The organism is Kitasatospora sp. NPDC127121, assembly GCF_042677305.1.
Lineage (GTDB): Bacteria > Actinomycetota > Actinomycetes > Streptomycetales > Streptomycetaceae > Kitasatospora.
In genome coordinates this window covers 60,873-82,468 of record NZ_JBHXTQ010000031.1, presented here as the reverse complement: position 1 = coordinate 82,468, position 21,596 = coordinate 60,873, and the positions used below count along the sequence as shown (strand labels likewise).

The following is a 21,596-nucleotide window of genomic DNA, read 5'->3' as shown; positions in this document are numbered from 1 at the left end:
TGGGGGGTGGGGGGGTGTTGGGCGATGTTTTTGGCTTAACCCGGCCGGGGGGGGGCGGGGCCCCCCGGTTGTCGCGCCCCCCGGGGGGGGGCTCGGGGGGGCCCCCCCCGACGGCGACGTGTCAGTGCAGGTAGTCGACCAGGCCGGCCGGCTTGAGCCCGGCCGCGTCGGCAGCGGCGAGGGCGCGCTGGAGATCAGTGGCGAGGGTGTCGGTCCAGTGCATCAGGACGACGTCGCCCGGCTGCAGCAGGCCCGGGTGCCAGATGTTGGACGCGCCCCAGCTGAAGTCCGCGTCGGCGGTGAGCACGGTGCGGATGCCGCAGTTGGCGGCGGCCTGAAGGGTGTCGGCGTTCCAGGCGAAGTACGGCGGGCGGAAGGCCACCGGTGTGGTGCCGAACTGGCGGGTCAGGGCGTCGCGGGCGTCGCAGATCTCGATCTGCTGCTGCTCCAGCGGCAGTTTGCTGAGGTCGGAGTGGGAGACGCTGTGGTCCTGGATGGAGGAGCCGGGTACGGCCGTGACGCGCCGGAAGAAGTCGGGGTCGGTGCCGGCCGGCATCGGCAGCGGGAAGGCGGTGATCGGAAGCCGGTGGTCGGCGATGACTTTCTCCGCCTCGGGGGTGCGCTGCCAGCCGTCGTCGATGGTGAAGAAGACGACCTTGTCGCTGGTGGGCACGGATCCGGCGGCCACGGCCGGGGCGGGTGCGGGGCCGTCCACCCGGACGTCGTCGACAGAGAACGGGCCCTGCTGGTACCAGCCGTGGACGTAGAGCCGGACGCTGTGCGCGTTCGGGCCGGTGGTGAACCGGGTGGTGAGCTGCTGCCAGCCGCCGCCGGTGGTCTCGGTCCAGGCCGGGGCGACGTCCCTGCCGGTGCCGGTGGCTCCCAGGTAGACGAAGGCGCCGCGGACCCAGGCCGAGGCGGTGTAGGCGGTGTTGGGCTGGACGGCCACGGTCTGCGCGCACTCGCCGGTGGAGTCGGCGGCGGCCGGCGTGACGGTGAGCGCGGAGGCGCCGGAGTGCGCGGTGGTGGTGGTGACGGCGGCTTCGGCCGGGCCGCCGGTGCAGTTCCAGCCGGGGACGGCGCCCCAGGCGGAGAGGTCGGGGGCGGGCAGTTCGAAGCCGGGGTTGGTGGCCAGGTTGACGGTCGGGCCGCTCGGGGTGTTCGGACCGCTCGGGGCGCTCGGGGCGGGCCCGGGGGTGGCGGAGGCCGCCGGGGCGGCGAAGGCGGTGAGCAGCGCGACGGAGGCGGCCAGCGCGGACAGGCGCGCGGACAGGCGCGCGGACAGGCGCGCAGACGGGCGCGTGGACATCGACACGAGAGGACTCCTGCGTGTGGGGGACACGCCCGTGGGGAGGGCGTGGCGGAATCGGAACCCTGGAACCGGAACCCTGGAACCGGGCCCGTGGGGCGGGCCGCTGGAACCGGGCTCGCGGGACCTGGGTGCTCCCGGAGGGGCGGGAGCGGATGGTGCGCCGCACTCGGACCGAGGAGAAACAATGGACTGGACCAATCAGCCCGTCAAGGGAACGGCCGGTGAATCGGAGCCCACCACACCTGCCACAAAAGGGACGAGACGATCCGTCAGGGGACGTACAACTCCGCGATGTCATCGGCGTAGTACTCGGCGATCGCCGCCCGGCGCAGCTTCAGGGAGGGTGTCAGCAGCCCCTGGTCCTGGCTGAACTCGCGGGGCAGCAGCCGGAACGCGCGGATCGACTCGGCCCGCGACACCGCCGTGTTCGCCGCCGCCACCGCGCGCTGTACCTCGGTGTGCAGCTGCTCGTCCGCGAGCACCGCCCACGGGTCCAGCTGCTCCAGCCCGTGCGTCTTCAACCAGTGCGCCAGCGCCGCCGGGTCGAGCGTGATCAGCGCGGCCACGTACGGGCGGTCGTCGCCCACCACCAGGCACTGGGAGACCAGTGGGTGCGCGGCCACCCGCTCCTCCAGTGCCGACGGGGCCAGGTTCTTGCCGCTGCTGGTGACGATCAGGTCCTTCTTGCGGCCGGTGATGGTCAGGTAGCCGTCCTCGTCCAGCCGGCCCAGGTCGCCCGTCCCGAACCAGCCGTCGATCAGGGACTCCGCCGTGCACTGCGGGTGGTTGAGGTAGCCGCCGAAGACCGAGCCGCCGCGCACCCAGACCTCGCCGTCGTCGGCGAGGGCCACCGACGAGCCCGGCAGCGGGTGCCCGACCGTGCCCAGCTTCTGCCGCCCGATCGGGTTGGCGGTGATCGCGGCGGACGTCTCGGTCAGCCCGTAGCCCTCGTACAGGTGCAGGCCGGCGCCGGTGAAGAAGAGGCCGAGTTCGCGGCGCAGCGCGGAGCCGCCGCACATCACGCTGCGCACCCGGCCGCCGAGTACGGCCCGCAGCCGCTGGTAGACGGTCCGCTCGTAGGCGAGGTGGCGCAGCCGCAGCTTGGGGCTGGGCCCGGGCCCGCGCCCGAACGCCTTCTGCTCCCGGGCGGCGGCCCAGTCGACGGCCACCTGCCGGGCCTGTTCGAAGAGTTCGCCGCGCCCGGCGTCCTCGGCGGCCCGCCGGGCCTGCTGGAAGATCTTCTCGAAGACGTACGGGACGACGTGCAGGAAGGTCGGCCGGAAGGACTCCATCGCGGGCAGCAGGGCGTCGGTGGAGACCTCGGGGACGTGCCCGATCCGGAAGCCGCCGCGGATCGCCGCGACCTGCACGGCCCGCCCGTAGACGTGTGCCAGCGGCAGGAACAGCAGGGTGGACGGCTGTCCGCCGCCGGTGTCGTGGAAGGCCTCCCGCCAGCCGCCGAGCAGCGCGTCGGCCTCGGCGGCCAGGTTGGCGTGGGTGATCAGGCAGCCCTTGGGGCGGCCGGTGGTGCCCGAGGTGTAGACGACGGTGGCGACGTTCCCGGCCGTGACGCCGAGCCGCTGGCGGTGGACGAGCGAGTCGGGCACGTCACGGCCGTCCTCGGTGATCGCGGCGACGCAGTCGCGGTCCAGCTGCCAGATGCCGGTGAGGTCGGGCAGCGCGTCGCAGACCGCGCCGACCGTCATCGCGGCGTCCTCGTCCTCGACCAGGCAGGCCACCGCCTGGGTCTCGGCGAGGATCCAGCGCACCTGCTCGGCCGCCGCCGTGGGGTAGACCGGGACGGTGATCGCGCCGATCGACCAGAGCGCGTAGTCGAACAGCGTCCACTCGTAGCGGGTGCGGGACATCAGGGCGACCCGGTCGCCGTAGCGCACGCCCCGGGTGAGCAGGCCCTTGGCGAGGGCGAGCACCTCGTCGCGGAACTCCCGCGCGGTGACGCCCCGCCACTCGTCCCGGTGCCCGAACCGGTGCCCGTCCCGGTGCTCGGCGGGGTCGGCGGGGCCCGGCGGGCCGACGCGGCGGGCCAGCTGCACCAGGTCCGGTGTGCGTTCGGCGGTGTCGTACAGCGAGTCGGCGAGTCCTCCGGTGGCCTCGGGCCCGGCCACGGCGGGGGTGGTGAACTCGCGCACATTCCCCCCGTTGGCGTCTCGCGGCGGCACTGCCCGCGCCGGTGCCGGAACCGGTGTCGGCGCCGGAGGCCGTGGCGGCGGTGCCGGGCCGCGCAGGTGGAGCGAAACTATCGGATCGGCCTGTCACTGCCCAGGGTTGTGACCGTGACGCGACGAGATCGGCACCGGTCCCTGCGGAAGGTGTCGCCGCCGAGGAGGAACCGCGTGCGTTCGGTGACCGGGCAAACCGGGCGGAGGTGGATGATCCGGACGCGAGCCCGCAGTGACCGGGAGTCGATCCTGACGTGTGCGGGGCAAGCCGGGGAAGTGGATTGGTACGACCCTCGAACGAGTGGTCAGGGCGTAGTAGGCTCTCGCAGACCTGCGACCGGGGGCCTCCCGGCCAGGCCCGATCCGACGACGCACCATCCACGCCGACCAGCCCCGAAGCCGATTCCCGAAGCCCGCACCCGAACTCTTTCCGAAGCCCTTTCCCAAGCCTTTTCCGGCCGAGCCCCGCGGCTCCTCCGAACCGCTCCCCGTCCGCGCCTGGCACTTCCCGACCGAGGACTCCATGCGTCTGCGCAGCAGCTCGATCCGCGCGAAGATCATCGCGCTGCTCCTGGTGCCCATCGTCGCACTCACCGCGCTGTGGGTGTACGCGACCTTCGCCACCACCGGAGACGTCTGGGGCCAGCTGGAGATCAGCCGTACGTACAAGGAGTTCGGGACCCCGGTCGACCGGTACGCCGACGATCTGCAGAACGAGCGCCGCGCGGCCGTCCAGCGACTGGCCGTCCCGAACTCGCAGGTCGCCACGGACGCCTACGAACACGCCAAGGCCGCCACCGACCGCAGCCTCGACGTCCTGCGGCAGAAGAAGGACCACGCGGGCGGCAAGCTCTCCAGCTCCCAGCGCGGCCGCTTCCTGCAGATCATCGCCGCCGCCGACCAGATCGGACCGCTGCGCGCGCAGGTCGGCCGCTCCGCGCTCAACTGGGAGTTCGCGCTGGGGCAGTACAGCGACCTGGTCAAGCCGGTGTTCGGCTTCCGGTCCGCCTACGTCGCCCGGCAGAGCGGCCAACTCCCGCGGCAGGGGACCATCCTGATCGAGCTGGTGCGCGCCCGCGAGTACCTCGCGCAGGAGGACGCGGCGATGGAGGGCCTGCGCGGCGGCGCGGCCAAGCCCACCGCCGAGCAGTACCAGGTCGCCTTGGACGCCCTGCACAACCAGCAGGCCCTGTTCACCGTCTACATCGCCGAACTCGAACCCGCCGACCAGTCCGACTACATCGCCCTGCGCGGCGGCGAGGCCTGGGCCGCGCTGGCCCGCGCCGAAGCGGACTTCGTCGGCGCCGGCGGCCCCGAGCGGGTCGCCCAGGCGATCAACGGCGACTCCTGGCGGGAGACCGCCGACCGGGCGCTCGGCGACCTCACCTCGATCAACGCCCGGATCGCCAACGGGATCGGCGAGCGCGAACGGTCCGCCGCGATCGGGCTGCTCTGGCGCGGCGGCATCGCCGGTGCGATCGGTCTGGTCGCGGTCGTCCTGTCGGTGCTGATCTCCTTCCGGATCGGGCGCGGCCTCGCCCGCGAACTGATCGGACTGCGCAACGCGGCCAACGAACTGGCCGGCGCCCGGCTGCCCTCCGTCATGCTGCGGCTGCGCCGCGGCGAGGCGGTGGACGTCGCGGCCGAGGCACCCGAACTGCGCTTCGGGGCGGCCGAGATAGGCCAGGTCGGCCAGGCCTTCAACGCCGTCCAGCGGGCCGCCGTCGAGGCCGCCGTCGAGCAGGCCGAACTGCGGCGCGGCGTCTCGGCGGTGTTCGTCAACCTGGCCCGGCGCAGCCAGGTGCTGCTGCACCGCCAGCTCACCCTGCTCGACACCATGGAGCGCCGCACCGAGAACCCGACCGAGCTGGCCGACCTCTTCAAGGTCGACCACCTCACCACGCGCATGCGGCGGCACGCCGAGGGCCTGATCATCCTCGCCGGCGGCTCGCCCGGGCGCGCCTGGCGCAAGCCCGTCCGGATGGTGGACGTGGTCCGCGCGGCAGTCGGCGAGGTCGAGGACTACGCCCGGGTGATCGTCCGGCCGTTCCCCGGCACCGGCCTGCTCGGCAGCGCCGTCGCGGACGTCACCCACCTGATCGCCGAACTCGTCGAGAACGCCGCGGTGTTCTCCCCGCCGACCACCCAAGTCACCGTCCAGGGTGAGGTGGTGGCGCACGGATTCGCGCTGGAGATCGACGACCGCGGGCTCGGGCTGAGCGATCAACTCCTCGCCGAAACCAACGAACGTCTCGCCGTGGAGCAGGAGTTCGACCTCGCCGACACCGACCGGCTGGGCCTGTTCGTGGTCAGCCGGCTGGCCCGGCGGCACGGCATCCGGGTCCACCTGCGCCCGTCCCCGTACGGCGGGACGACGGCGGTCGTGCTGATCCCGCGCGAACTGCTCGCCGAGGCGCCGGACGGCCTGCCCGAACCGCCGCCCACCGGACATCGCTCCGCCCCGGTCCGCCGCGGACAGCGCGACCTGGTCGCCGTGCCCGCGCTCGGCGGTGGCGGTGGCGGTGGTGGTGGCGGCGGCGGTACGGCGGAGGGCGCGGCTCGGGCCGCTGCCGGCTCTGCCGTCGGTGTCGGCGCCGGTGCCGGTGCCGGGTCTGTGGCCGGTTCCGTCGCGGGGGAGGACGAGCGGAACCGGGGCAGCGGCGGTCCCCGGCCGTCCACGCCCGAGCCGGCCCGGACACCGGGCGGGCTGCCGCGACGGGCCTCGCGGACCAAGGGCGGGCCGGTGCTGGTGCCCGCGCCGCCCAGGGACGCCGAGGACGGTGCGGGGACGGGGCGCCACCGTCGGGACGAGCCGACCACTGCCGCTCCCGTCGTCGACGGGCCCGCGGACCCGCCGTTGGTCGCAGGCCCGCGGACCGAGGGCGGGCTGCCCCGGCGGGTCCGGCAGGCGAACCTCGCGCCGCAGCTCAAGGAGCAGCTGAAGGAGCGCCTCCGGGAGAGGGCCGACCACGGGCCCGAGGACGAGGCCGCCCTCGCCGCCCGACGGGCCCGGGAGGCCCAGGAGGCCGAGCGGGCGCGTGAGCGCTCGCCCGAGGAGGCGCGGGCCACCTTCGCCTCGTTCCAGCGCGGCTTCACCCGAGGGCGCGGCGCCGCCACGCCCAGGTCGGCCCCGTCGAGTGCCCGGCCCGCCGCCGTACCCGCCTGGCAGCCACCGGACCCCGCCCGGCGGGCGATCAGTCCGGCACCCGCCCCGGCGGCGCTGTCCGCGCCGCCGGACGGTGCCCGGGCACCGCTCGCCCGTCGGGTGCCGGCCGGCTCGCCCGTCCGACGGAACCCGGCAAACCCTGCACCACCGGGAACACCTGCACCATCGGCAACACCCGTACCAACAGCACCACCTGCACCACCCGCTCCATCGGAAGGAACTGATTCATGACCACTTCGACGCAGCCGTCCGGGGACCTCAACTGGCTCCTGGACGACCTGGTGGGGCGCGTCGCGGCCCTGCGGCACGCCGTGATCCTCTCCAGCGACGGCCTGGCCACCGGAGCCTCCCGCGACCTCGACCGCGAGGACGCCGAGCACCTGGCGGCCGTCGCGGCCGGATTCCACAGCCTGGCCAAGGGCGCCGGCGGGCACTTCAAGGTCGGCGGAGTCCGCCAGACCATGGTGGAACTGGACGAGGCGTTCCTGTTCATCACGGCGGCCGGTGACGGCAGCTGCCTGGCCGTGCTGAGCGAGGCCGAGGCCGACATCGGCCAGATCGCCTACGAGATGGCGCTGCTGGTCAAGCGGGTCGGCGAGCACCTGGCCGCCGAGCCGCGCACCGAAGCCGCGCCGCCGGGGAGATGAGCGGTCCGATGGCGGATCCGAAGGCTGAGGCGGCGGGGCCGCCCGAGTCGTCTGGCTCGGGCGGCTCGGACGTGTCGGCCGGGGCGGTGGTGGAGTGGGCGGGCCAGGACGGGGCCGAGTCCGACCTGCTCCACCCGCGTGCCCCTGCCGACGACCGCTGGTTCGACGACGAGGCCGGCCCGGTCGTGCGGCTCTACTCGATGACCCGCGGCCGCACCCGGCCGGTCGAGGACGGCCTGTTCGACCTGATTTCGCTGATCACCGCCGCCGAGCCCGGGCCGAACGCGGGGGCCGTGCCCGCGCACGTCCTCGACCCGGAGCACCAGACCCTCCTCGCCTGGTGCCGCCGCGAGCCGCTGTCCGTCGCCGAACTCGGCTCCTACACCGACCTGCCGGTCAGCGTCGTCCGGGTGCTGCTCGGCGACCTCTACGACGCCGAGCTGATCAGCGTCACCCGACCCGTTCCGCTCGCCGAGCTGCCGGACGAGCGCCTGCTGCGAGACGTGATCAATGGACTCCGTGCGCTCTGACCACGACGGCCGCGCCGCTGCCGGCGGTACCTCTGCCGGCAGTACCCCTGGTGGCGGCACCCCCGGCGGCCACGGCTCCGGCGGTCGCGCCAACGACCCGCGCTGGCGCGGCGGCCCGGCCGTCGCGGTGAAGATCCTCGTCGCGGGCGGCTTCGGCGCGGGCAAGACCACGCTGGTCGGCTCGGTGAGCGAGATCCGGCCGCTGCGCACCGAGGAGGAGCTCAGCGAACTGGGCCGCCCGGTGGACGACACCTCGGGCGTGGAGGCGAAGCGCACCACCACCGTGGCGATGGACTTCGGCCGGATCGACCTGCGGCCCGGACTCGCGCTGTACCTGTTCGGCACACCCGGGCAGGACCGGTTCTGGTTCGTCTGGGACGAGTTGGCCCGCGGCGCGCTCGGCGCACTGGTGCTCGCGGACACCCGGCGGCTGGCCGACTGCTTCCCGTCGGTCGACTTCTTCGAGCAGCGCGGCATCCCGTTCGTGGTCGCGGTGAACTGCTTCGACGGCACCGAGCGGTTCTCCCCGGACGAGGTCCGCGACGCGCTCGACCTCGACCCGGACATTCCCGTGCTGCTGTGTGACGCGCGCCTGCGGGAGGACGGGAAGGAACTCCTGGTCGCGCTCGTCGAGCACGCCGCCGCCCGTCGCCACCGCGGCACCCCGGCCCGAATCTGACGCCGCCACACCCCGGGCCGGGCGCTGCCGTGACCCGGTCTGACGACACCGCGTCCGGGTCTGACGCCTCCGCGCCCCCGGTCTGACGCCGCCGCACCATCGGTCCGGCACTGCACCCGCACAGAGGCTTCACAGAGCCTCCGAGCCTCCCGACGTCTCATTCGGTTGTCCGCATCCCGGACGTTCGGTGTGCCGAAGGTTGCCTAGACCGGCCCGGCGTGGAAGGCTCTGGGCACGAAAGCCGCCCGGCCGTGCCGTCGGGAGGGCCGGAAACGTTCCGTTCACGAAGGCGCGCATCGACGACGACGCGCCGTCGTGCAGAGCAAGGGGGAGGGCAGCAGGATGACCGTCGGCCAGCGACGCGCCACGACCGATCCCGCCCCCGTCACGCCGGTGCTCACCGTCCGCCGCTACATCGACCAGGCGCTGATCTGCAGCGCCTGTTGTCGGTGACCGGCCGGCCCCTTCCCGGTACGTCCCTGACGCTCCCGGCCCACCCGGCCGCCGTCTGACGCACCGCCAATCCCGTCGACCAGGCCGTAGCGGACCCGCCTCATCCGGCGTGCCCGCGACCGCCGATCCGGCCCCGCCTCGCGGAGAGACCACCAGTGAACATCGCCTGCACCAGCCCCGCCCCCGGCATCGCCGGCCGTCCCCGCTCGACCGGGGCGGCCTCCGCGATGTGCGTCGGTGGACCGGCCAGGCGGTGGAACGGGCGCGCGAACCGCGCCGGGGACAGCCACCAGGGTCGCCTCGACCTTGAGCCGTTCTGGCCGTCCCGGCAGCCGCACCTGTTCGATCAGACGTGTCCGGGCTCGCCCAGCGCGTCCCGGCCCTCCGCAGGCTGATTCCGGATCAGCCCGGCAGTACGCCCGGTCGACGCGCAGACGACTCCACCCCGTCCGTCACGCGCGAAATGAGCGGCACACCATGTCTTCTTCATCCACGGCCACCCTGCCCCTGCCCTCCGCGACCCCGCATCTGCGCGCGGTCCGCTCCGTCCCGGGCGTCGCCCCGGCCGGCTCCGGCGTCTCCGGCGCGCCGGGCTCCTCCGCCTCCCCGCTCTCGCACGGCTCGCCGGCCGCCGAGCGATGGCCCGGGGGAGCGGTCCGGTCCTCTCACGCGATCCCGTCCCGTCCGGCGGGCGCGGGCGTCGTGCCCCAGCCGGGCGCGGTCCTCCCGGCCGCGCCGGCGGCCCTGCTCGCCGCGCTGCCCGAGGGGGCGACCGTCGTCGCCGCCCTGCCGCAGGGCGCGCTGCCGCAGGGTCTGCTCGCCCAGTACGGCACGCAGTTCGGCGCCGGTACCGGGAACCCGATGGTCGGGTACCTGGTGCTCGTGCCGGCCGACAGCCCGGTGGCGGCGGTGCCCGCCGGCGCGCCCCTCGGCGGGCCCTCGGGTGTACAGCACGTCGGTGCGCACGCCGGTGCGCACGTGAGTGTGCCCGCACAGGCAGGTGTTCGCCCGGTCCGACCGGCCGGGCGCGGCATCGCCGTCGACGCCGAGCGGCGCAACGCCTACGTCGACGGGCGGCTGCTCGACCTCACCTACCTGGAGTTCGAGCTGCTCGCCCACCTCACCGAGCACCCGCAGCGGGTGCACACCCGGGATCACCTGGTCTCGGCGGTCTGGGGTTACGGCCACGTCGGCGACGGCCGCACGGTCGACGTGCACGTCGCCCGGCTGCGCCGCAAGCTCGGACCGGGCTACCGCGACACGATCGTGACGGTCCGTCGGGTCGGCTACAAGTACACCCCGGCCAGCTGATCGGCCACCGAACTTCCTGCCGCGGCGGGTTGTCCGTGCCATCGCGCAACGGGCAGCCCGCTGCGGCATTGTGGCGTGACGTCAGGCGTGCTGATCGGGCGGCAGCAACAGGACGGCGAGCGCGTCGGCGCAGGTGCGGGCGTGGCCCAGGAACCAGTCGAGGCGGTCGTCGGTCAGGTGCGCCGGGGTCGAGCGGACGGCCAGCGCGAACCGGGCCTGCCCGGTGCCGTCCAGGACGGGCACGGCCGCCGTCCGCACCCCGGCGGCCGACTCGCCGTCGTTGAGCGCGTACCCGGAGCTCCGGACCTTCGCCAACTCCTCGTAGAGCCGGGCTGGTTCGGTGATCGTCCGGTCGGTGAACGACGGCAGCGGGCCGAGCGCCGACACCGCCGGCTCCCCCGGGCGCGGCCAGGCCAGCAGTACCTTGCCGAGCGCCGTGGAGTGCAGCGGCCGGCGCAGCCCGAGGCCGGTGTCCGGGCGGACGGAGGCTCCCACCAGGATGACCGCGTGCGGACCGCTGCGGATCGCGAGGTCCGCGGTCGCACCGGTGCGTCGGGACAGCCGGTCCAACTCGGGTGCGGCCAGGTGCAGTCCGCGCTGGTGGAAGGTGAGTTGACCGAGTTCGGCGACCGCCGGGCCGAGCCGGTAGCGCGCGGTCTGCTCGTCCTGCTCCAGGAAGCCGGCGCTGACCAGCGTCCGGGCCAGCCGGTGCGCGGTGGAGACCGAGAGGTCCATCCGGCGGGCCAGGTCGGAGGCGCTCAGGTCGGGGCCGTTGTCGTGGAAGCAGTGCAGCAGCCCCAGCGCACGCTGGACGGCCTGCGCACCGGCCGGCGGGCCCTGGACGGCGGTGGCGGCCTCGGCCATGGCACCTCGCGTTTCGGTTCGGGAATCCGGCTGGATCACCGGGAGGAGTCTCAGCGTAGGGCAGCGAGTGCTGCGGGATTGTGTCGACGACGTTGCAATGGAATGGCGTTGATGAACAAGTGATCCCACCATGTGGCAAAACCTTGCCTCCGGCTCGATCGTCGTGGAACGCTCCTCACATCGCGCCGGACGCCCGCCGCCCGGCGCACCACCCGCAACCCCGACCCGCAGGAAGGAGCGACGCCGTGACGATCCACCGGTGCCTCGCCTCCTGCGCGTGTTGTCGCTGACGCTCCCCTCGCGCCGCACTGTCCGGCGTTCCCCGCCTCGCGCGACCCACCGCCCCGCCCGACTCGCCACCTCGTGCAACTCCCCGACGCCCCGGTCCCCGTGACCCGCGCGGCGTGCCCAGACCCGCAGCCTTCCGGCGCCCGCCGAACCCGCCCCCTCCGCAGAGGACCACACCCCGTGCCCAGCCCTTCCCCCAGTGCCCCCGACACCCTCTGGTTCACCCGCTGCCCGGTGCCCACCGCCACCGGGATCGCCGCCGACCAGGGGTGGCTCGCCCGCGAGTTCGCCGCCGACGGGATCGCCGTCCGCTCGCTCCAGGACGCCCCGCCGGAGGTGGCCGCCGACCACCACTACACCCACGCGCTCACCGGACTGTTCCGCGAGGGCGGCAACGTCCCGGCGCTGTGGGCCCGTTCGCGCGGCGAGCGGACCCGGCTGGTCGGCCTCACCTGGATCGAGGAGCGCCAGGTGGTCCTGGTCAGGGCCGGCAGCGGCATCACCGGCCCCGGCGACCTGCGCGGGTTGCGGCTGGCGGTCCCACATCATGACATCGGCATCGACTTCTGGCGGGCGATGGCCCTGGCCGGCTTCCGCGGCGCCCTCGGCCTCGCCGGGCTCACGCTGGACGACGCCGAGCTGGTCGACGTCCCGGGCCTGCCCGGCGGCGGGCAGTGGGCCGGCGAGCTGGCCGCGCTGCGGGACGGTGTGGTGGACGCCGTGTACGTGAAGGGGGCGCTCGCCGTCGAGGCGGCCCGCCGGGTCGGGGCGGAGGTGGCCGTGGAACTGGACGCGGTGCCGGACCGCCGGGCCCGGGTCAACAACGGGACGCCCCGGCCGGTCACCGTCCATCAGCAACTGCTGGACGAGCAGCCGGAGCTGGTCGCCCGCTTCCTCGCCGTTCTGCTGGAGGCCGCCGATTGGGCGGCCGAGCACCCGGCGGAGGTGGTGCGGATCCTGCGGGCCGAGACCGGTGCGGGCGCCGAGGGCGTGGCCGGGGCGTACGCACCGGGCAGCCACCGCACCCTGCACCTGGACCTCTCGGCGGAGCGCCTGGAGCTGCTGGCGCAGCAGGAACGTTTCCTCGGGGACCGGGGATTCCTCGCCTCCCCGGTCGACATCCCCGGCTGGGCCGACCCGGAACCCCTGCGCGCCGCCCACGAGCTGCTGCGCGAACGGCGCCGCGCCGCGGTGGGCGGCTGAGCGCCGCCCGGCCGCCGGCTGACAGATCACAACTAACAGATTTCAGCAGACAGATTTCAGATAACAGATTTCGAAAGTTGTCACTTGTCAGCTGTCCTTCGTTTGGAGACCCCGTGAAGACCCCCCGCCTCGCCCTCGCCGCCACCGCGCTGCTCGCCTCCACCGCACTGGCCGCCTGCGGCTCGTCCGCCGACGGGGCCAAGGCCTCCGCCGACGGCGGGGCCGGCGGCAAGGCCGACGTGGTGCTCCGCCTGCCCGACCCCGGAAACAACGGGTTCCTCGCCCGCGGCAAGAAGGACGGCTCGCTGGACAAGGCGCTGGCCGCCGTCCACGCCAAGGTCGCCTGGACCGGCAGCGCGGGCCCGTTCGCCCCGGCCGCGCAGGCCCTGTCCGCCGACCAACTGGACGTCGCCCTGGGCTCGATCACCTCGGCCGTCGCCGCGCTCGCCCAGAAGCCCGGCTTCAAGCTGTTCGCCCAGACCGCGCCCGACGGCGTCGGCGAAGGGATCCTGGTGAAGAACGACTCGCCCATCAAGTCCGTCCAGGACCTGGTCGGCCGCAAGGTCGCCGTCTCCCAGGGCGGCACCAGCGAGTACCTGCTGCTCAAGGCGCTGGAGAAGAACGGCGTCCCGGCCGACAAGGTCGAACGGGTCTACTTGCGCGCCGACCAGACGGCCGGCGTCTTCAACTCCGGCCAGGTGGACGCCTGGGCGACCTGGAACACCTTCTCCACGCCCACCATCGCCAACGCCGGGGCGCACTTCCTGGCCAACGGCAAGGAGGTCGGCTCCGACAACTACGCCGTCTGGGCCGTCCGCAACGGCTTCGCCGACAAGCACCCCGAGGTGGTCAAGACCTTCTACACCTACCTGCGCGAGAACGGCCTCAAGGAGAAGGCGGACCCGGCCGCCTACCTCAACGTCTTCACCGACTCCGGCCCGACCGCCGTCACCCCCGCCGAGAAGGACATCGCGGTGAACGTCAGCGGGCAGGGCGCCGCCGCGGAGGCCATCTCCGACGCCGACACCGTCCGCTTCGGCACCGTCGCCCGGTTCTTCGCCGACCAGAAGGTCACCAAGCAACTCGTGGACGTCAAGCCGTACCTGATCGACATCAACAAGCTCGGGGACGGTGCCAAGTGACCACCGCCGCCCCCGAACGCACCACCGACGAGACCCGTCTCGCCCTCGACGCCGGACTCGTCACCCCGCACACCAGGCGGCAGCGGCCCCGCCCGCGCGCCCTCGCCGTGATCCTGCGCACCCTGGGCCCACTCGCCCTGCTCGGCGGCTGGGCGCTCGCCTCCGCCACCGGCGCCCTCACCCAGGACGTCCTCGCCTCACCCGCCCAGGTCGCCGAAGCCGTCGGCGAGTTGTGGGGCAACGGCCAGCTCACCGATGCCCTCGGCGTCTCCCTCACCCGGGCCGGCCTCGGCCTGCTCTTCGGCGCGACCACCGGTCTGGTGCTCGGCGTGGTCACCGGCTTCACCCGGCTCGGCGAGGAACTGCTCGACTCCGCGATCCAGGTGCTGCGCACCGTCCCGTTCCTGGCGCTGGTCCCGCTGTTCATGGTGTGGTTCGGCATCACCGAGACCGCGAAGGTCGCCCTGATCGGCGTTGCCACCAGCTTCCCGATGTACGTGTCCGCCTCCGGCGGCGTCCGCAACACCGACCGCAAGCTGGTCGAGGCGATGCGCAGCTTCGGGCTCGGCCGCTGGGCCATCGTGCGCACCGTCGTCCTGCCCGGCGCGCTGCCCGCCCTGCTGTCCGGTCTGCGGCTGTCGATGACGCTCAGCGTGATCGCCCTGATCGCCGCCGAGGAGATCAACTCCACCGAGGGGATCGGGTACTTGATGGCCCAGGCCCAGAACTACTCGCGCACCGACATCCTCGCCGTCTGCATCCTGATCTACGGGCTGCTCGGCCTCACCGCCGACGCGGTCGTCCGGGTCCTGGAACGCCTCCTGATGCCGTGGCGCCAGGCCGTCCAGGGAGCAGCCCGATGAGCACCGCCACCTCCGCCACTTCCGCCACTTCCGTGCCTGCGACCGCCGTGCCTGCGACCGCCGCTCCGGCCGTCCATCTGCGGGGCCTGCGCCGGGTGTTCGGCACCCGGGCCGTCCTTGATGGCGTCGATCTCTCCATCGCCCGGGGCGAGTTCGTCGCCCTGCTGGGCGCCAGCGGCACCGGCAAGACCACCCTGCTGCGCATCCTCGGCGCGCTCGACCGGGCCGACGAGGGCACCGTACTCGTCCCGCCGGTGCGTACGGTGGTCTTCCAGGAGCCCCGACTCGTCCCGTCCAAGCGGGTGTTGGCCAACGTCACGGTCGGCCTGCCGCGCGGCGCCGCCACCCGGGAGACCGGACTCAAGGCGCTCGCCGAGGTCGGCCTGGACAAGCACGCCGACGCCTGGCCGGCCACCCTCTCGGGCGGCGAGGCGCAGCGCGTCGCCCTCGCCAGGGCCCTCGTCCGCGAACCCCAACTGCTGTTGCTCGACGAGCCGTTCGCCGCACTGGACGCGCTCACCCGACTGCGCATGCAGGACCTGGTCGGCGACCTCGTCCGCCGCCACCGCCCCGCCGTGCTGCTGGTCACCCACGACGTGGAGGAGGCCGTCCGGCTCGCCGACCGCGTCGCCGTCCTGCGTGACGGCCTGCTCGTGCGCGACGAACCGGTCGCCGTCGACCACCCCCGCGACCCCGCCGACCCGGCCTTCGCCGACCTGCGCCGCCGACTGCTGGCCGACCTCGGCGTCCACTGACCCGTAAGCGGCCCCACCGAACCGTCCTCAAGACCGCCCGCCCGCACCACCGGAGTTGAACAGATGACCGTGACCCTCGGCGTCCACGCCAGCAACCCCTCGCTCTACTACCTCGCCCGACTGCCCTACCTGGACGAGGAACTGGCCCCGCTCGGCGAGACCGGCGCCTTCCACCACTACGCCGACGGCACCCGCACCGGTGCGCTGCTCGCCGACGGCACCATCGACTTCGGCGGGACGGGCTCGACCCCGCCGGTCACCGCTCAGGCGGCCGGCCATGACCTGGTGTACGCGGCGGTCTCCGCACCCCGGCCCGACCACGGCGCCCTGCTGGTGCTGGACGGCGGCCCGGTCCAGGCGGTGGCGGACCTCAAGGGCGGCACCGTCGTGCTGGGCATCGGATCCTGGCAGACCCATCTGCTCGCCAAGGCCCTGCACGCGCAGGGGCTTTCGTACGCCGAGGACGTCACCCCGGTGCGCCCGGCGGCCGGCGAGGACCAGGCCCAGCGGCTGCGCGACGGCGAGATCGTGGGGTGGATCGCCCAGGGCGCCGAACTGGCCGCCGCCCGCCGGAGCGGGGGCTTTCGGGAGCTGATCCGCACCGGCGACGTCATCACCGACCGCTCGGTGTTCTTCACCCGCCGCGACTTCGCGACCGGGCGCCCCGAGGTGGTCGCCGCGATCGCCGCCGCGCTGCGCCGGGCGGACGCCTGGGTGGCCGCGCACCCGGCCGAGGCGGCCGCGATCGCGGCGGAGCAGCTGGGCGGCTCGGCCGTCGACTGGCAGACGGCGCTGGCCGCACTGCCGTGGCAACTGGAGCCCGCCACCGCCGGGTTCATCGCCGAGCAGCAGGAGGCCGCGGACATCTTCCACGGGGTCGGGTTCATCGACCGGGCGCTGACCGTCGCCGACGCCCATCTGCCCGCGCTGGAGGCCCCGGTGGCCGCCGCGCTCGCCAAGGCGGTCTGAACCGTGGCCTCCGAAGTCCTCTGGTACATCATCCCGCGCGAGGGCCACTACCCGTGGGAGCCGGCCGGCCGCCGCCCGGTGGATCTCCGCTACCTGCAGCAACTGGCTGGAAGCGTCGAGCGGTTGGGCTACACCGGCGCCCTGCTCGCGACCGACCTCTACGACGTGTGGACGCTCGGCAGTGCGCTCGCGGCCGCCACCACCCCGGCGTTCAAGCCGCTGCTGGCCGTCCACCCGGGGCTGGTCTCGCCCACCCTGCTGGCAAAGATGGCGCTCAGCTTCGACCGGATGCACGGCGGCCGACTGCGGTTCAACGTGGTCAACGGCTCGACCGCGCAACTGCGCGAGTACGGACTGGACGTCGAGCACGACGACCGCTACCGGCTCAGCGCCGAGTACTGGTCGATCGTCAAGCGCCTGACCGCCGGCGAAGTCTTCGACCACAAGGGCGAGTTCTACGAACTGAAGAACGCGGGCGCGAGCCTGCGGGAGCTGGCGCCGGTCCAGCCCGGTGGCATCCCGCTCTGGTTCGGCGGCAGTTCGGCGGCCGGCATCGAGATGGCGGCCGAGCACGTGGACGTCTACCTGACCTGGGGCGAGCCGCCGCATCTGCTCAAGGAGAAGCTGGACCTGGTCCGGGCGCGGGCCGCCGCCCACGGCCGGACCCTGCGGATCGGGCTGCGACTGCACCTGATCGTCCGCGACACCGAGGACGAGGCCTGGGCGGCCGCCGACCGCCTGCTCGACGTCACCAGCGAGGCCACGTACGCCCGCCAACTGGGCGGCGCGAAGGGTGAGGACGGGGTCGGCTGGCAGCGGCAGTTCCGCCAGCACGGCGGCAAGGTACCCGCACGGGCCCGGGAGCTGGAGGCCTACCCGAACCTCTGGCCGGGAATGAGCCTGTTCCGCCCCGGCCCCGGTACGGCGGTGGTCGGCTCTACGGCCCAGGTGGTCGAGCGGTTGCAGGAGTTCGAGTCGCTGGGCGTCGACACCTTCATCCTCTCCGGTAACCCCCTGCTGGAGGAGGCCCACCGGGTTGCAGAAACGGTACTGCCCGCCCTGGGCATCCGCCGCTGACGGCTGACGGCTGACGGCTGACGGCTGACAGGTGACAACTAACAGCTGACAGATGATGAAATCTGTCAGCTGTTAGTTGTTCGCCCGTTCCGGCGGCAAGCCCCCTACCCGTTCAGAGGCTGAGTCGGTCGATCTCCGCGAGCTCCTCCGCGGTCAGCGGACCGCCCGCGAGCGCGTCGATGTTCTGGTCCAGCTGGGCGACGCTGCTCGCCCCGATGATCACCGAGACCACCCGCGGGTCCCGCAGGACCCAGCACAGCGCGAGCTGCGCCAGCGTCTGCCCGCGCCGCTCGGCGACCTTGTTGAGTGCCCGCAGCTGCTCCAGCTTCGGCCCGCTGAGCGCCTCCTCGGTCAGGAACCGCCCGACCGACATCCGCGAACCGGCCGGCACCTCGCCCGACAGGTAGCGGTCCGTCAGCAGGCCCTGGGCGAGCGGCGAGTAGGCGATGAGGCTGGTCCGGGTCTCGCCCACCGCGTCCAGCACGCCCTCCTCCACGTACCGGTTGAGGATCGAGTACGCCGACTGGTTCAGCAGCACCGGCGTGCCCAGCTCGCGCAGGATCGCCACCGCCTCCCGGTGCTGCTCCGCCGGGTAGTTGGAGATCGCCGCGTACAGCGCCTTGCCCGAGCGCACCGCGCTGTCCAGCGCGCCCATCGTTTCCTCGAGCGGGGTGTCCGGGTCGTAGCGGTGGGAGTAGAAGACGTCGACGTAGTCCAGCCCCATCCGGTCCAGCGACTGGTCCAGGCTGGCCAGCAGGTACTTGCGGCTGCCGCCGTTGCCGTACGGGCCCGGCCACATGTCCCAGCCGGCCTTGCTGGCGATGAACAGCTCATCGCGGTACGGGCGGAAGTCCTGGGCGAACAGGTAGCCGAAGTTGCGTTCGGCGCTGCCGTACGGCGGACCGTAGTTGTTCGCGAGGTCGAAGTGGGTGATCCCCCGGTCGAAGGCGCGGCGCAGCACCGCGCGCTGGACCTCCAGCGGCTGGGCGTCACCGAAGTTGTGCCAGAGGCCGAGCGAGACGGCCGGCAGCTGAACGCCGCTGCGGCCGGCCTTGCGGTAGGTCATCGAGGCATAGCGGTCATCCGCGGCGAGGTAGCTCATGCCGGACATCTTGCCAGTCGTCGCGGGCGGATCAAGCCCTTGCCCCGTTTCTGACCGGTGCTTATGCTCGCGGGGGATCGTACGCGTGCGAGGCGAAGGGGGAGTCGCGATGACCGTCCAGGCTGTGGCCCCACCCGCGACCGCACCCGAGACCGCAACCGTGTTCGCGGCCACGGCCACGGCCACGGCCACGACCACGACCACGACCACGACCACGACCACGACCACGACCACGACCACGACCATGACCGCACCCGCGATCGCGACCACCGCGCCCCGCTGTTGTCGTCGCCGCCGCTGCACCTCGCGCTGACGCCGCCGCCCCAGAGCCGCTCCGCCGCGATCCCCTCCCGGTGCCGCCCGCGTGAGCGCAGCCCGTACCCGGGCGTTCCGCGCGGGCCGCCGCCGCCCCTCCTCGGCAGCCGTGCCCGCGCCTCGGGTCAGGGTGTCGTGCCGAGGCCCCATCGAGCGCCCCCAAGGAGACCGCCGTGCGGTTCACCGTCTCGTCCCTCGTCGCCAACGGACCCGATCCCGTGACCGGCGTCCAGCGCACCCCGCAGGAGAAGCTGTGGAACGTCATCGACCAGGCGGTGGTGGCCGAGCAACTCGGTTACGACGGCTACGGCGTGGGGGAGCGGCACGGTGAACCGTTCCTCTCTCCGGCGCCGCCGGTGCTGCTCAGCGCGATAGCGGCCCGCACCTCCACCATCCGGCTGTTCACCACGGTGACGGTGCTGAGCATCCTGGATCCGGTCCGGGTCGCCGAGGACTACGCCCTGCTCGACCAGCTCTCCGGAGGCAGGGTCGAGTTGATCATCGGCAAGGGCAACGACCCGCGGCACTTCGACCTGTTCGGCCTGCCCGAGGAGCGCCAGTGGGACGCGCTCGCCGAGAACTACGGCCTGTTGCGCCGACTCTGGCGTGAGGAGAGGGTGACCTGGGAGGGCTCGACCCGCCCGCCGCTCAAGGACGCGGCCGTGTCGCCGCGCCCGTTGCAGGACCCGATCCCGGTGTGGCACGGCAGCGCGACCAGCACCCAGTCCACCGACCTGGCCGCCCGCTACGGTGACCCGCTCTTCTCCGCCAACTCCTTCCACCCGCTGGCCAAGTACCGCTCCCTGGTGGAGCACTACCGCGAGCGCTGGGCGCACTACGGGCGCGATCCGAGGGAGGCCAGGGTCGGCGCGAGCTTCGGCGGGCTGTACGTCGCCAAGCGCTCGCAGGACGCGGTCGAGGGCTTCCGTCCGTACTGGGACGCGATGTTCAGTTCGGCGGCCGGCCGGCACAACAAGTCGCCGTTCACCTCGTTGGAGGACGCGTTGGAACACGGTTCGGCCCTGGTCGGAAGCCCGCAGCAGGTGATCGAGAAGATCCACCGCTATCACGAGGCCTTCGGCAACGAGGTGGTCGGGATCGGAGTCGACGCCCTGACGGAAGGGGCGCAGCGGGAGCAGTTGGAGCTGTTCGCGGCCGAGGTCGCCCCGGTGGTCAGGCGCGAGCTTCCGTGAGCGCCTGCCAGACGTGACGCGCGCCACCGGCCGCGGTGGAGTGCCGCCGGTCGAGGCGGGGGAGACGAGCGGGCGAGGGGCCGTGGCCGCCGGGGGGCGGCGCACGGCCCTCAGCCGTCCCCGGCGCGAACTCGTCCGCCCGCCTCGTCCCCGGCAGAACTCGTCCGCCCGCCCCGCGTCCGCGTCGAGTTGGGAAATTCCTGGCCTTCTGTACCTACTGGTATGTACAGTGATTCACATGACCACCCAGGATCGCCTCATCGAGAGCACCCAGGCACTCCTCTGGGAGCGCGGCTACGTCGGCACCAGCCCCAAGGCCATCCAGCAGCATGCCGGTGTCGGCCAGGGCAGCATGTACCACCACTTCGCCGGCAAGCCCGACCTCGCCGCAGCCGCCCTGCGCCGCAGCGCCGAGCAACTGCGGGGAGTCGCCGCCGCCGACCTGTCCGCCCCCGGCAGCGCGTACGACCGCATCGCCGCCTACCTGCACCGCGACCGTGACGTGCTGCGCGGCTGCCGGATCGGCCGGATGGCCCAGGACCCGGACGTCATCGCGGACCCCGAACTGCGCGCCCCCGTCGAGGAGACCTTCGACTGGCTGCGCGCCCGGATCGCCGAGTTGGTGGCCGAGGGCCAGGCCGCGGGCGAGCTCGTCCCCGGTGTCGACCCGGCCGACACCGCCGCTGCCGTGGTCGCCGTCGTCCAGGGCGGCTACGTCCTGGCCCGCGCGGCCGGCCGGGCCGAGCCCTTTGATCAGGCCGTACGCGGCGCCCTCGGCCTGCTCGCCGCCCAGCGCACCGCCTGACCCGCGCCGCGCACGGCTGAGCGGCCGCGCGACCGACTGACCGCGTGACCGCGAGACCGCGCGCGTGACCGACTGGCCGAGCGATCCCCGCTCGACGATCCGACCGAGGAGACCCGCCGTGCACGCCATGCAGTACGAGATCACCCTCCCCGCCGACTACGACCTGGGGATCATCCGCAAACGCGTCGCCGACAAGGGCCATCTGCTCGATGCGCACCCGGGCCTCGGGCTCAAGGCGTACCTGGTCCGCGAGCGGGGCCGCGACGGGTCGCCCGTCAACCAGTACGCGCCGTTCTACCTCTGGCGCACCGCCGAGGGCATGAACAGCTTCCTCTGGGGACCGGGCTTTCGCGGCCTGAGCGCCGACTTCGGCCGCCCGGCCGTCCGTCACTGGCTCGGCGCCGGTCTGGCCCACGGCGCCGTGCCGGACGCTCCGGCGACCTCGACCTCGACCTCGACTGCGACCACAACCGCGACCGCGATCACGGCTACCCGGCACATCGTCAGGCTCCCCGAGTCCGACGATCCCGCCGAGGCGGTCGAGCGGGCCCTCGCCGAGTCCCCCGCGCACCCCGCTCTGCACACCGCCGCCGTCGCGGTGGATCCGAGCCGCTGGGAGCTGGTCCGCTTCGCCCTCTGGTACGGCCCGGCCCCGGACGACGTGCCGGGCATCCGCTACCAGGTGCTGCACCTGTCCCGTCCCGAACTCAACCGGCTGCCCGGCGGCCGACACTGGTGAAAG

General features: G+C 73.4%; 19 protein-coding genes. 15 read left to right on the top strand and 4 right to left on the bottom strand.

Translation table 11 applies throughout. The features are described 5' to 3' along the window. Positions 1 to 121 precede the first annotated feature (121 nt). Positions 122 to 1,309 (bottom strand): polysaccharide deacetylase family protein, encoded by a 1,188-nt coding sequence (locus ACFVHI_RS17775; protein WP_380340287.1) that lies wholly within the window; start codon positions 1,307 to 1,309, stop codon positions 122 to 124. Positions 1,310 to 1,581: 272 nt separating this feature from the next. Continuing rightward, positions 1,582 to 3,462 (bottom strand): long-chain fatty acid--CoA ligase, encoded by a 1,881-nt coding sequence (locus ACFVHI_RS17770; protein WP_063349981.1) that lies wholly within the window; start codon positions 3,460 to 3,462, stop codon positions 1,582 to 1,584. Positions 3,463 to 4,015: 553 nt separating this feature from the next. On the opposite strand from ACFVHI_RS17770, the gene ACFVHI_RS17765 reads away from it, so the two are divergent. From ACFVHI_RS17765 to ACFVHI_RS17745, 5 genes are all read left to right on the top strand, one after another. Next, positions 4,016 to 6,889: a nitrate- and nitrite sensing domain-containing protein gene (locus tag ACFVHI_RS17765; protein WP_380340282.1), complete on the top strand. Its 2,874-nt coding sequence runs from the start codon at positions 4,016 to 4,018 to the stop codon at positions 6,887 to 6,889. Beyond that, positions 6,886 to 7,305, top strand: a complete 420-nt coding sequence (locus ACFVHI_RS17760; RefSeq protein ID WP_063349983.1) for a roadblock/LC7 domain-containing protein — start codon at positions 6,886 to 6,888, stop codon at positions 7,303 to 7,305. Before ACFVHI_RS17765 ends, ACFVHI_RS17760 begins: the two co-directional genes overlap by 4 nt. An 8-nt stretch (positions 7,306 to 7,313) precedes the next feature. After that, positions 7,314 to 7,835, top strand: a complete 522-nt coding sequence (locus tag ACFVHI_RS17755) for a DUF742 domain-containing protein (RefSeq protein WP_380340279.1) — start codon at positions 7,314 to 7,316, stop codon at positions 7,833 to 7,835. Positions 7,836 to 7,962: 127 nt separating this feature from the next. Next, positions 7,963 to 8,514 carry an ATP/GTP-binding protein gene (locus ACFVHI_RS17750; protein ID WP_063351534.1) on the top strand — a complete coding sequence of 184 codons (552 nt, stop codon included), beginning with the start codon at positions 7,963 to 7,965 and terminating at the stop codon, positions 8,512 to 8,514. Positions 8,515 to 9,444: 930 nt separating this feature from the next. Further along, positions 9,445 to 10,278: a winged helix-turn-helix domain-containing protein gene (locus tag ACFVHI_RS17745; protein ID WP_380340276.1), complete on the top strand. Its 834-nt coding sequence runs from the start codon at positions 9,445 to 9,447 to the stop codon at positions 10,276 to 10,278. 81 nt (positions 10,279 to 10,359) lie between these two features. Here ACFVHI_RS17745 and ACFVHI_RS17740 read toward each other — a convergent pair whose 3' ends face one another. After that, positions 10,360 to 11,142 carry an IclR family transcriptional regulator gene (locus ACFVHI_RS17740; RefSeq protein WP_380340274.1) on the bottom strand — a complete coding sequence of 261 codons (783 nt, stop codon included), beginning with the start codon at positions 11,140 to 11,142 and terminating at the stop codon, positions 10,360 to 10,362. Between the two features lie 468 nt (positions 11,143 to 11,610). Here ACFVHI_RS17740 and ACFVHI_RS17735 point away from each other — a divergent pair, with 468 nt between their 5' ends. From ACFVHI_RS17735 to ACFVHI_RS17710, 6 genes are all read left to right on the top strand, one after another. Continuing rightward, positions 11,611 to 12,633 (top strand): ABC transporter substrate-binding protein, encoded by a 1,023-nt coding sequence (locus ACFVHI_RS17735; protein WP_380340271.1) that lies wholly within the window; start codon positions 11,611 to 11,613, stop codon positions 12,631 to 12,633. A 113-nt stretch (positions 12,634 to 12,746) separates the two neighbouring features. Further along, on the top strand, positions 12,747 to 13,775 hold the full coding sequence (locus ACFVHI_RS17730) for an NrtA/SsuA/CpmA family ABC transporter substrate-binding protein (protein ID WP_380340268.1): 1,029 nt from the start codon (positions 12,747 to 12,749) through the stop codon (positions 13,773 to 13,775). After that, the gene (locus tag ACFVHI_RS17725; RefSeq protein WP_363367102.1) at positions 13,772 to 14,638 is read left to right on the top strand and encodes an ABC transporter permease; all 867 of its coding nucleotides are present in this window, start codon (positions 13,772 to 13,774) and stop codon (positions 14,636 to 14,638) included. The genes ACFVHI_RS17730 and ACFVHI_RS17725 overlap by 4 nt, the downstream gene beginning before the upstream one ends. Beyond that, positions 14,635 to 15,393: an ABC transporter ATP-binding protein gene (locus ACFVHI_RS17720; RefSeq protein WP_363367103.1), complete on the top strand. Its 759-nt coding sequence runs from the start codon at positions 14,635 to 14,637 to the stop codon at positions 15,391 to 15,393. Before ACFVHI_RS17725 ends, ACFVHI_RS17720 begins: the two co-directional genes overlap by 4 nt. 63 nt (positions 15,394 to 15,456) lie before the next feature. Continuing rightward, entirely contained in the window at positions 15,457 to 16,362 is a 906-nt protein-coding gene (locus tag ACFVHI_RS17715; protein WP_380340263.1) for an ABC transporter substrate-binding protein, read from the top strand. A 3-nt stretch (positions 16,363 to 16,365) separates the two neighbouring features. Next, entirely contained in the window at positions 16,366 to 17,439 is a 1,074-nt protein-coding gene (locus ACFVHI_RS17710) for an LLM class flavin-dependent oxidoreductase (RefSeq protein WP_380340260.1), read from the top strand. A 112-nt stretch (positions 17,440 to 17,551) separates the two neighbouring features. Here ACFVHI_RS17710 and ACFVHI_RS17705 read toward each other — a convergent pair whose 3' ends face one another. Further along, positions 17,552 to 18,541 (bottom strand): aldo/keto reductase, encoded by a 990-nt coding sequence (locus tag ACFVHI_RS17705; RefSeq protein ID WP_063351537.1) that lies wholly within the window; start codon positions 18,539 to 18,541, stop codon positions 17,552 to 17,554. A gap of 109 nt (positions 18,542 to 18,650) precedes the next feature. Here ACFVHI_RS17705 and ACFVHI_RS17700 point away from each other — a divergent pair, with 109 nt between their 5' ends. From ACFVHI_RS17700 to ACFVHI_RS17685, 4 genes are all read left to right on the top strand, one after another. Continuing rightward, entirely contained in the window at positions 18,651 to 18,854 is a 204-nt protein-coding gene (locus ACFVHI_RS17700) for a hypothetical protein (protein ID WP_380340257.1), read from the top strand. A gap of 175 nt (positions 18,855 to 19,029) precedes the next feature. After that, complete coding sequence (locus tag ACFVHI_RS17695; RefSeq protein ID WP_380340254.1) at positions 19,030 to 20,049, top strand: LLM class flavin-dependent oxidoreductase; 1,020 nt, start codon at positions 19,030 to 19,032, stop codon at positions 20,047 to 20,049. 238 nt (positions 20,050 to 20,287) lie between these two features. Continuing rightward, complete coding sequence (locus tag ACFVHI_RS17690) at positions 20,288 to 20,854, top strand: TetR/AcrR family transcriptional regulator (protein ID WP_380340251.1); 567 nt, start codon at positions 20,288 to 20,290, stop codon at positions 20,852 to 20,854. Positions 20,855 to 20,972: 118 nt separating this feature from the next. After that, entirely contained in the window at positions 20,973 to 21,593 is a 621-nt protein-coding gene (locus tag ACFVHI_RS17685; RefSeq protein ID WP_380340248.1) for a DUF4865 family protein, read from the top strand. Positions 21,594 to 21,596: the final 3 nt, after the last annotated feature.